The organism is Pedobacter sp. UYEF25, from assembly GCF_054061655.1.
In genome coordinates this window covers 73,366-84,695 of record NZ_JBSSEL010000006.1, presented here as the reverse complement: position 1 = coordinate 84,695, position 11,330 = coordinate 73,366, and the positions used below count along the sequence as shown (strand labels likewise).

Annotated in this window: 10 protein-coding genes; 5 read left to right on the top strand and 5 right to left on the bottom strand. The window is 38.1% G+C overall.

All coding sequences use genetic code 11. The features are described from left to right. Window positions 1-21: 21 nt before the first annotated feature. On the top strand, window positions 22-1,353 hold the full coding sequence (locus ACVWYG_RS07810) for a vanadium-dependent haloperoxidase (protein WP_457269616.1): 1,332 nt from the start codon (window positions 22-24) through the stop codon (window positions 1,351-1,353). A 339-nt stretch (window positions 1,354-1,692) separates the two neighbouring features. Here ACVWYG_RS07810 and ACVWYG_RS07805 read toward each other — a convergent pair whose 3' ends face one another. Together ACVWYG_RS07805 and ACVWYG_RS07800 are read right to left on the bottom strand one after the other, a co-directional pair. Further along, window positions 1,693-2,529, bottom strand: coding sequence for an arsenite methyltransferase (locus tag ACVWYG_RS07805; RefSeq protein ID WP_457269615.1), 837 nt, complete (start codon window positions 2,527-2,529; stop codon window positions 1,693-1,695). Between the two features lie 12 nt (window positions 2,530-2,541). Beyond that, window positions 2,542-2,877 (bottom strand): ArsR/SmtB family transcription factor, encoded by a 336-nt coding sequence (locus tag ACVWYG_RS07800; protein ID WP_457269614.1) that lies wholly within the window; start codon window positions 2,875-2,877, stop codon window positions 2,542-2,544. Window positions 2,878-3,154: 277 nt separating this feature from the next. On the opposite strand from ACVWYG_RS07800, the gene ACVWYG_RS07795 reads away from it, so the two are divergent. Together ACVWYG_RS07795 and ACVWYG_RS07790 are read left to right on the top strand one after the other, a co-directional pair. Then, the gene (locus tag ACVWYG_RS07795; RefSeq protein WP_457269613.1) at window positions 3,155-3,703 is read left to right on the top strand and encodes a PH domain-containing protein; all 549 of its coding nucleotides are present in this window, start codon (window positions 3,155-3,157) and stop codon (window positions 3,701-3,703) included. Continuing rightward, window positions 3,704-5,209, top strand: coding sequence for a PH domain-containing protein (locus tag ACVWYG_RS07790; RefSeq protein WP_457269612.1), 1,506 nt, complete (start codon window positions 3,704-3,706; stop codon window positions 5,207-5,209). Between the two features lie 118 nt (window positions 5,210-5,327). Here ACVWYG_RS07790 and ACVWYG_RS07785 read toward each other — a convergent pair whose 3' ends face one another. After that, complete coding sequence (locus ACVWYG_RS07785) at window positions 5,328-6,425, bottom strand: mandelate racemase/muconate lactonizing enzyme family protein (protein WP_457269611.1); 1,098 nt, start codon at window positions 6,423-6,425, stop codon at window positions 5,328-5,330. Between the two features lie 141 nt (window positions 6,426-6,566). Between ACVWYG_RS07785 and ACVWYG_RS07780 the strand changes: the two genes are divergently transcribed. Next, window positions 6,567-8,579 carry a thioredoxin domain-containing protein gene (locus ACVWYG_RS07780; RefSeq protein WP_457269610.1) on the top strand — a complete coding sequence of 671 codons (2,013 nt, stop codon included), beginning with the start codon at window positions 6,567-6,569 and terminating at the stop codon, window positions 8,577-8,579. A 10-nt stretch (window positions 8,580-8,589) separates the two neighbouring features. After that, entirely contained in the window at window positions 8,590-9,096 is a 507-nt protein-coding gene (locus ACVWYG_RS07775) for an FKBP-type peptidyl-prolyl cis-trans isomerase (RefSeq protein WP_457269609.1), read from the top strand. Between the two features lie 167 nt (window positions 9,097-9,263). On the opposite strand, the gene ACVWYG_RS07770 is transcribed toward ACVWYG_RS07775, so the two are convergent. Then, a complete protein-coding gene (locus tag ACVWYG_RS07770) occupies window positions 9,264-10,007 on the bottom strand; it encodes a DUF1223 domain-containing protein (RefSeq protein ID WP_457269608.1) in 744 nt (247 codons plus the stop codon). A gap of 112 nt (window positions 10,008-10,119) precedes the next feature. Continuing rightward, window positions 10,120-11,322 (bottom strand): hypothetical protein, encoded by a 1,203-nt coding sequence (locus tag ACVWYG_RS07765; RefSeq protein ID WP_457269607.1) that lies wholly within the window; start codon window positions 11,320-11,322, stop codon window positions 10,120-10,122. Window positions 11,323-11,330: the final 8 nt, after the last annotated feature.

The following is an 11,330-nucleotide window of genomic DNA, read 5'->3' as shown; positions in this document are numbered from 1 at the left end:
TCCCGTATAAACCAAATATAAGTGAAACGATTAATAATTTTCTGCACCCTACTCACCTGCTTGTTTGGCTGTAAAAAACAGGACAATTATCCGCACCTTAGTAATAAAGACATTGCCAAAGTTTTGGGTAAGATGACCGATTTTATGATCCATGACGTTACCAATCCGCCTTTGGCAGCAAGGTTTTATTCTTACGCATGTATTTCTGGTTATACGGTGTTGTCTTTAAATGACAAGCGTGCATTGCCATTAAAGGGGTTTTTGAATGAGTTTCCTGATATAAAAAAACCACTGGACTCTGGTGAATACTCACCGCAATTAAGTGCCATATTAGCCATGATTGGCACCGCCAAAAGAATGCAGCCATCAGGACGGCAATTCAACGATTTTGAGAAAATATTTTTAGATTCTTGCCGCAGAGTTGGTTTTAACGATGATATTATTCAGCAGTCACAGTCCTATGCAAACCAGATTGTCAATCAGGTAATGTCGTATGTTAGAGCAGATCGTTATAACCGAATAAGTAATTATCAGCGTTATACCCCAGTTGGGAAAGAGGGTTTCTGGTATCCAACGCCACCTGGGTTTTTTGCACCGGTAGAGCCATATTTTCAAACAATCAGAACGTTTATTATTGACAGCTGCTCTCAGTTTAAACCGACACCACCGGCACCTTTTTCAACAGACAAGAATTCGGCATTTTTTAAAATGATGAAGGCTAATTACGTAGATGGTGGTTCAGGCCTTACCCCAGAGCACCGGGCCATTGCCGGTTTTTGGGACTGCAATCCTTTTGCGATAAAAAACGAGGGACATTTAATGGTTGGTATGAAAAAGATATCGCCAGGGGCGCACTGGATGGGCATAACAGGTATAGCTTGCCAGCAGTCTAAATTAGGCTTTTCTAAGTCATTGGAAATTTACAGCATGGTCGCATTTGGACTTACTGACAGTTTTATAGGATGCTGGGACGAAAAGTACAGAAGTAATAGAATACGGCCTGAAACAGCAATACGTAAACTTATAGACCCCAACTGGAAACCATTGCTGCAAACCCCACCATTTCCCGAATATGTAAGCGGGCACAGCTGCATCTCCGCCGCATCAGCTACCATCTTAACCTATTATTTTGGACCTAATTATAAATACACTGATTCGGTTGAGGAATCCTACGGATTAGCTCCGCGTAATTTTTCATCTTTCCAACAGGCTGCTGCAGAAGCGGCCATGAGCCGCTATTGGGGAGGCATCCACTTTATGGATGGAAATGTCAACGGCGCAATTATGGGGAAAGGCATTGGCAACTTTGTCGTTAATAAGCTAAAGCACCACAAATTAGCGCCGATTATGTAAGCATCATAAATTAATAATAATTAAATAGGCTGCCCAAAATGGCAGGCTATTTGGTTTTAAAACCTATTTAACGAGTGCAAATTAAAAGGCAAGTGCATACAAATTTCCAGTTAGCAGCAGAGTTTTAATTTTTCTCTAATATCTCAGCGTTATTTCAGATTTAGAAAGTACTTCAAAAAGAGCTCATCATTCGTTGGAAGCTTCTCTGCTTCTATCGATTTTAATTTATTCAACTGTTCCTTTTAAGTGCCGACTCAGAGAAGTCTCGGCAACATACGATACATTATCGGCTTAAATAGCCATCAGAAGATATATTTTCTAACGGATCTAAATAATATCTTAACAACAGCCCGGCGGACAACAAGCAACGACTGGTTTCTCTGCGTACACCGTTATGCTGAAAATGCCTGTATCACCTTGCTTAAAATTATTTAGCTCTTCAGCGTTTAAGTACTTTTCTAAAATATCACTCGGAATTATGATAGACTTTTCTTTCTGTATGACTACATTTTTGAAACCAGTTGAGTTGATCAGATCAAGGTAATCTTCTTTTTGAATTGCACCAGAAACACAGCCGGCATACATTTCTGCATCGCTCCGTAACGTTTCAGGTAAATTGCCAACCAACACTACATCTGAAATGCTAAAATGCCCACCGGGCTTAATTACCCTAAAAATTTCATTAAAAACTGCAGCTTTATTTGGCACTAGATTTAGTACGCAGTTGCTAACCAATACATCAGCAACGTTTGCAGCAACAGGCATTTTTTCTATATCTCCTTCTCGAAATTCCACATTGTTGAAACCAAGGTCATCGGCGTTTTTCCTAGCCTGTTTAATCATTTCCGGTGTAAAATCTATTCCAATTACCTTTCCACTCTCACCAGTTTCGGCACGCGCCACAAAACAATCATTGCCTGCACCACTACCTAAATCGATGACCGTATCTCCAGCTTTTATTTTTGCAAATTGTGTGGGTAGGCCACATCCTAAACCTAAATCTGCATCAGCAGCGTAGCCTGATAAATTCGTGTAATCATCACTCATGATGTTATAAATTTCTGTAGAACATCCGCTTGCACCACAACAAGAAGATTGGTTTACTTCTTTGCTTTGCAACGCAATCTCCCCATATTTTTGCTTAACAATTTCCTTTAATTGATTTTGATTTTCCATGTCTATTTAGTTTTAGCAACAAGCATTATTCTGTTTACCCCTGCGTGTTGGGATTAAATTTTCAAAATATATTTTTAACGTGTCAATGGCTGTTTCATCAACGCAATAACAAATTGCAGTTCCCTCTATATTTCCCTTAATTAACCCCACATTTTTTAACTCTTTAAGGTGCTGTGATATAGTGGGTTGTGCTAGAGGTAACTCAGTCACAATGTCATTGCAAATACACTTGCCCACTTTTAGCAGGTGTTCCATTATTGCAATTCTAGCCGGATGCCCGAGTGCTTTTGCCAGACCTGCCACTTTATTTTGCGCTTCGGTATAATGTTCGGTATTGGTAGCTCCCATATCATAAATACTATATTGCAATATTACAATGAATAATTTAAATAAGCAACTGAATTGTCACTTAACTGAATTAACTCTCCATCCTGAAACTTAACCAAAGATTCAACCTATCACTTAAAAAAAGCAAATCGCTTCTACCGCTCACAAAAAATAAGAAATTACCGTGATTTTGATCAAAATCCTCGCTAGGATTTCTGGCAATTTAATATGAATCGAAAATATAATATCTGATAGCTGACTTTTGTATAATGCTTTCAAAAATTATTACCTTTAACACATGCTACCCGACCAATTAACAAATGCATTTAGCAATTTACCTGCAGATCTTTTTAACTTGCCTAAATATGAAGAAATTCAGTTAAAAAGGCCACATGCAAATTATTGGAAAATTATACTTTTTAAAACCCTAGGTTTTTCCCTAATTGTCGTAATTGGAGCTGCATGCCTCATCTTTTTTAACGCTGAAGTGCAGCCATTCTGGATGCTCATTTCTATACTACTTGCGGTTTTTTTTTCGTTATTGTTTTGGTTGAAAAAAGCTAGTTTTGATAGGCGCGGATATGGGATGAGAACGCATGACGTAGTTTACAAACAGGGTCTTGTGCAACAAGAAACGACCATAATTCCTTTAAACCGTATTCAGCATATTGAGCTGAACGAAGGGTTGTTAGAACGCCATTTCAAATTGGCAGCGCTTCAAATTTTTACGGCGGGTGGGCAAACAGGTCACCTAAATATTGAAGGAATTCCTGTGGAAGAAGCTAAAAGTATCCGAGATTTAATTCTCTTTAAAATGGAAAAGCTGGCAAAATCAACAACCATTTAAATGGAATTAGACTTTGGCAAACCCCAACGACAGTCCGCCATAGGCATCATAATTATGGCGGCCCATACTGCATTTCGAATTGTAAAAAGCTTATTCTTTCTTTTCATCATATTTATCGTTAAATCTCCGGGAATTTACATCGCATATGTTTTCTTCGGTTTAGTAATTATCCTAATTATCAGTTTGGTTTTTGCTTACTTCAGTTATCTGCGGTTTACCTTTTATCTTAACGAGATAAACCGAGAGTTTGTCGTCGAGAAAGGAATTTTTAATAGAGACAATTTGGTTATTCCAATAGAAAAAATTCAGCAGGTAAACATTACCCAAGATATCTTACAGAAAATAATTGGCGTTTATGGCTTAAAAATAGATACCGCCAGCGCAAATGGTGAGGAAGTACACATTAGGGCTATTACAGAATATGCTGCAATAAGCTTGAAAGATCATCTGCTTGTCGCGAAAAAGAAAGTTGGCGCAGAACAAACTATCGCCGCAATAGAAAACTTAGTTCAAAGCAAGCCCTTAGTAGAAATAAGCAATGCAACTTTGTTAAAGGTAGGTTTAACCTCCCACTATGAGCGAAGCTTGCTTTTACTTTTGTCGTTTGTATATTTCGTTTGGTATGAAGCAAATCACCTTATAGATGCTTTTAATTTAGATAAAGATCGGCTAGAAGCCACAGCAAAAGGTTTTTTAGGTGTTTTGTCAGCATTTATTTTAGCTGTTATTTTTCTATTAGTTTTGCTTGTTATCAATTTGGTTCGGACGTTTTATAGATACTTTGAACTTCAAATTAGCATCAAGAATGACAATTTACTTATCTCTTCAGGCTTCATTGCCAAAAAAAATACCATTCTCGATCCCAACAAGGTTCAAATAGCTTCTTATAGTCAGAATTATTTTCAGCGTAAATTAGGTCTTGTAAATTTGATCATTAAGCAGCCTCATTTTGGCGGTGCCAATCAAAAAGATGGGCTTCAGGGTTCGGTTATTCATTTGCCTGGTTGCAGTCCTACGGAGAAAGACGAGTTGATGCAGCTAATTCTAGACAAACTCCCGCACGGCGGAAACAAATTTTTACCAAACTGGCGGTTCGTAAACCTGCCCAATTTCTTCAAAATATTTCTTCCTGCGCTAATCTTTTTTTTCGTTGCGATAAACAATCAAGAAGTTCGCCCTTACTTACATTTGGTTTGGATTTATTTGGCCATCGGTCTTTCTATGGTTTATATCAGTTACAGAAATCATAAGTTAACTGTGAGTGAAGAATTTATTGTTAAGCAAAAAGGAATTTGGGATATTTCTCATAACATTTTAAAACCCAGCAATATCCAGTCGATCACGGCTTTTCAGTATCCTTGGCATAAAGGAATCGATGTTGGACATTTAAATTTACATACTGCTGCAGGCACTATTTACTTTAAATACGGGAACTATACCGAAATAAAATTGTTGGTAAATTACTGGTTGTACCTAGTTGAAAAAGGTGAGGAAAACTGGGAGTAGTAGTCTTGAGAATTATAAGATATGGTTTTAATTTGACGGCTTTTGTCTCAGTAACGAATTTACATTTCAGCAAATAAATTCGGGTACATGCAAAGGGTAGCAGTTTTTTAATACCTCCCTACACTTTCCAGCATTCGCATTTTTCTAAGAAAAATTCATCTGCATCTGCTCCAATACCCGATATTTCTGGCACTTCCAAAAAGAAACCATTGTAGCGGGCACCACCAATAACGGGGTCGACCAAGTGGCCAAGCAAACAAGAATCTAAGTCATAAAAAACTACGTTCGGACTAGCAAGTGCAAAATGAAGCGCTGCTGTCACAGCAATTCGGCTTTCCAACATGCCGCCAATCATACATTTAATTCCTTTTTTTAAGGCTTCTTCATGTATTTTTTGTGCTTCTAATATTCCGCCAGATTTAGAAAACTTAATGTTTAAGAAAGTGGTTGATTGACTGTTTATCAGTTTTCGCGCATCGTGATGATTGTAGCAACTCTCATCGGCCATCAGCGGAATGGCTGAATTTAAATGGAGTTCCGGCAATTTGTCATCGAACCAGGTACGCATCGGCTGTTCGCAGAATTGAATGTTGTATGGAGCTAGCTGCCCAAGTATAAATAAAGCGTCATCAAAGCTCCAACCTTGGTTTGCATCCAATCGCAAGTTTACCTCGTTTCCTATTGCGGCTCTAATTTGTATGACACGTTCAATGTCCTCTGCAGTACCTGTTCCAAGCTTAATCTTAATATTTCTGCAGCCTTTTTCTGCCCATTTTTTTGCAGCGTCGGCCATAAATTCAGGCTTTCCAATTCCAATCGTCATATCCGTTTCGACGATTCGTTTACTGCCACCCAAAAACTGATACAGCGGTAATTTGGCCTCTTTTGCAGCAATATCAAATAAGGCCATATCGAAAGCACTTTTGATGGTTGGATTGTAATTTGCAAATTGAAGCAAATCGTTCATCCTTTCTGGAATCTCTAAAGGATTTTTTCCGACAAATATCTTTGCAAACTCCTTAGCCATGGCAATGCAGGTATCTTGCGTTTCGCCAACAATCATCGGAAAAGCCGAACACTCCCCAATACCGTACAAGCCATGGTCTGTGTAAATTCTGATAAGCACATTTTGTGCAAAATGCATTGTGCCTGTTGCAATTACAAAGGGCTCTATCGGAATACTAAATCTGTATATTTCTGTATGGGTTATTTTCATTGGGTTAGCCGTTAGTAGTAGGTATTTAGCTCAACGCCGTGTCTTTATTCCTTAATCTTTATTTAATGCTCAAAAGCACAAATTAAACATTAAAACCAAACTTATCAAAGCTTCTGTTGTAATACTTTTAACTTTACAATTATGGAAAAAACGCCAAACAAACTTATTCAAGCTTCTTCGCCATATCTCCTTCAACACGCTTATAACCCAGTGCACTGGCAGGAGTGGGGTAGAGAGGCTTTGGATAGCGCTAAGACCCAAAACAAACTTATTTTAGTTAGTATAGGTTACTCGGCTTGCCATTGGTGCCATGTAATGGAGCACGAAAGTTTTGAAAACGCCGAAGTGGCAAAGGTTATGAATGAGCATTTTATATGCATTAAGGTAGACAGGGAAGAGCGACCCGACATAGATCAGATTTACATGTTCGCCATTCAATTAATGACCGGAAGTGGTGGTTGGCCATTAAATTGCATCTGCTTACCAGATCAACGGCCTATTTATGGAGGTACCTATTTTAGAACCTCAGACTGGCTAAATGTTTTATCCAACGTAGCCAATCTTTGGTCGAATGAGCCGGAAAAAGCTTTGCAGTATGCAGATCGGCTCACGGCTGGTATCCGCGACAGCGAAAAAATTTTAGCAAATACAGCTGATAGTTCTTTTACAACTGCGCAATTAACAGAAATTGTAAGCCCTTGGAAGAGACAATTTGACTTAGGTTTTGGCGGCTATAATCGTGCGCCAAAATTCCCTTTGCCAAACAACTGGCTTTTTTTATTAAGGTATGCAGTACTGGCTAAAGACAAAGCATGTTACACCGCTGTACAATTTACTTTACAAGAGATGGCGAAAGGTGGTATTTACGACCAAATTTCTGGTGGTTTTGCGAGGTATTCAGTTGACGATAAATGGCATGTGCCACATTTTGAGAAGATGTTGTACGACAATGCACAGCTAATTTCACTTTATTTGGAAGCTTATCAAGCTTACAAAAATGAAAGTTTTAAACTGGTAGCAAAAGCGTCAATTAAATGGGTTTTTGCAGAAATGAACTCTGCTGATGGGTTGTTCTTTTCCGCTTTAGATGCAGACAGCGAGGGTGTTGAAGGCAAATTTTATGTATGGGATAAGACCGAATTTGACGAAATTGTTGGAGCAGATGCAAATTTGATGAGCGATTATTACGATGTAAATGACAGTGGAAATTGGGAAGAAGAGCATACCAATATTCTGCGTAGAACCTTGGATGATGATGTATTTATAGAAAAATATGGGCTCGACAAGGACAGTTTGAAGGAGAAAACCTTGATTGCTAATAATAAATTATTGGAAAGGAGAAGTAATCGGATTAGGCCGGGTTTGGATGACAAATGTCTGACCGCTTGGAATGCTATGATGATTAAGGCGCTTGTAGAAGCAGCATCGATTTTAGGTGATCGAAGTTATTACGAAAAGGCAGTGCTTACAACAGACTTTATATTGAGCAATTTAAGGGCTGCGGATAAGCGTTTATTCAGAAATTATAAAAATGGTAAGCCATCCATAGCTGGGTTTCTAGATGATTACGCTTTTTTAATTGAATCTCTAATTGCACTCTATCAATTTGATTTCGATGAAAAATGGTTAGCGGAGGCTAGAGAAATGACAGATTTTGTAGTTGCACATTTTACTGATTTGGATTCACCGATGTTCTTCTACACCTCAAATCAAAGTGAAAAACTTATTGCTAGAAAACATGAAGTGTTGGATAACGTAATTCCTGCTTCTAATTCTGTTATGGCTAATAATCTGAGTGTACTCGGGTTGCTTTTCGACGATGAAAGTTATACCAAAAAGGCAGATGAAATGTTAAAAGCTGTACAGCCTAGTATGAAATCTTACGGGTCTGGCTACTCCAATTGGGCTATCGGTTTGCTAAACAAAGTGTACGGCATTAATGAAATTGCCATTGTGGGGAAGGAGTGGGAGAAATTGAAAAATGAGTTTAGCAATCATTACATTCCAAACAAAATTATATTAGGCGGAACAAAAAGTACGCTGCCCTTGTTAGAGGGAAAGCAGGGCTTTGAAACAAAAGTTTATATTTGCAAAAATAGAGTATGCCAACTGCCGGTTTCTGCGGCGGTTGAGGCATTGACACATTTACATTAAAATAGATAGAATGAACATTTCAGAAAACACAGTAGTTTCATTAACGTACGAATTACACACCACTAACGAGGAGGGAAAAACCGTTTTTATTGAAAAGGCAGATGAGGAAAATCCACTTGTATTTTTATACGGCGTAGGTATGATGTTACCGAAATTTGAAGAGCAATTGACAGGATTTAAAGTTGGGGATGATTATAGTTTTGAACTTTCTGCGGAAGATGGGTATGGAGAACTTGATCCAGGGGCATTTGCAGATTTGCCAAAATCAATGTTTACAGAAGCCGGTGGAGAATTGCCTGCAGTGGGCGATGTGATTCCTTTACAAGACAATAATGGCAACCAGTTTAGGGCAGGGGTGACGGCGGTACACGAAGATACGGTAGCTGTAGATTTAAATCACCCGATGGCTGGCAAAAATTTAATGTTTGAAGGAAAGATATTAAGTGTGCGCGAAGCAACCAAAGATGAATTGACTCATGGACACGCCCATGGGGCTGATGGCATGGCAGATCATTAGGATATATTATTTTTAAACAGAGCGCCAAAATCTAATCAGATTTTGGCGCTCTGTTTTTTTTCCGCCGAGCAACTTATCGCAATACTCACTTTAAGGTAAACAATGGTTTATATTGATAGTTTACCAACTAAAATTGTAAAAAGTATTATTCGTTCGATTCGTTTTCACTAATTTACTACACCTGTACTCGTGGCAGAAATAATTCTGCCAGTTGTCGAATTTTGCAAAAAAGCTATACAATGATATTTTGACGTTGTGCTGTTCGGTAGATTAAATGACAACAATCCATGGTCGCCGGCTTGTATCGTATTAAATTCTCGTACAATATCGACGTGATGCAGTAATCGGTCACTATTTTCACCTCCGGTTACCTTCGTTGTCGCGCTGTTTTGAATTAATGCTACACATAGCATTGTATTCGGAATCCTGTCTTTTAAAGTAAAATCAACTGATATTCTATTGTCCAGAAGATTTTTAACCTTTAAAACGATGTTATTTTCAATCATTGAATTGTTTTTTCCTAATGCAGCCCTAAGTTTTTGCTGATCAGAACCAACAAATGACACCGAACCATTTACAACTATTTGAGGTGTGTAAACGCCATTATTTTTTAACCAGTGTGCATATTTATATTGGCGTTTAGAGTAATCTAAATTGCTAAAAGGATCTCTCCATCCCAACCTATCCCAATAATCTACATGATACGCAAGGATGTAAACAGATTTTTCGTAATATTCTTTCTGGATTTTTGCAACCAGATTATCTGCCGGCGGGCAGCTGGAACAACCTTCTGAAGTAAAAAGTTCGATCACTATTGGCGCTTCATCCTGTTTATTAGGTTGCGGCTTATTTTGGCTGCAACCCCAAAATGGTAAAAATATAAGGGCTATATAAATCCTATCAAATCTCATTGCTAAAGCTTTTTATAAGAATTTACGAAAAACATTTGTTTACCGATGTGCTCTAGCCAAAAATTGATTTTAAATTAACTGAAAACGAGGCAAGAGGCTAAATGGGTATTTTTTAAAAATCAAATTTTAGCCTAACTCCACCATTCGTAAGATTAAGATTTTCTTTTGAAAACGTTTTCATTGGCAATTGCAAAAAAGGTTCTATAGAAATGTTATTTTTTTTCGATATTTTCTGCTTATATCCTAGAGAAAAATTGTAAAACCCGATGTAGTTGTCTGGCGCTACGCTTGCAGGAGGTTGAGGTTCGACCGTTTTCTCTTGCACAATGTAATTTTTTAAATCGGAATTTTGAACTGAGTTTGGACTTGCAAAACTTTGAACTTCGTTGCTTAGGTAAGTGTTGCTTTGAGAATTATTTAAAACCGCTAAGGCAGAGATGCCAACACCCGTATACAATCTATCTGATATCTTATATCTTAACTCTAGCGGTACATTGATGCCACTTACTTTGGCATTTACAGCACCTAGGTTTTTGCCAGATAAACTCTGTGGTGAAGAATTGCTTAGCGTTTCGCTGCTGCTTAAAGATGCATATGAAACCCCTGAGCTGATGGATATTTTAGGTGCAACGGAATATGAAAGCGAAAAGCCATAATTCAAATTTACTTTGTTGTCGTTGCCTATCGCTGGCGCTACGTAAACACCAGATTCCCATTTAGGATCGGTTAAATTTTTGTGTGTTGTTTTTGCCAGATCAGTTTTGCTGTCGCGGGCCAATAATTCTTCAAAAGTCAGGTGATTTGCAGGGGGCAGTTGTTGTTTTTGTTCGAGTTTCTCATACGATAAATCAGTGGATAGTTCTGTCGCAGGCACAGCGTTCAAATTAAGGATTGTATTTGACGTTAGTATATTTTGCAAAGGCACTTTCTGTGCCAGAACATTATTTTCACTGGGTAACGATCGATCATAATGGTTTGCAACTCTTTGGTTATCAGACTTAAAGCGATTTCCTAAACCTTCATCACCATTGGCGGCTGAAACATTCGAACCATTGTTTATGGAATTTTGTGTTGAGCCAATTGCCTCTAACTTTGGTTTAGAAACGGCAATGGCAGATTTTTTATCTGTTTGATTAAAAGTAAAGAATAAACCCAAAAAAACCAAAATCACGGCAGCAGCTGACCACAGAGGCCAATAAATAAATCGTCTTTGTTTGCGATTTTTTTCGTTAAATCGCTCCCAAGCGCCAAGATCATAAGGTTCCTCATATTCTTGTAGTTGTGCTCTAATCTGTTCGATGAGTTCTTTATTCATTTTTTTCC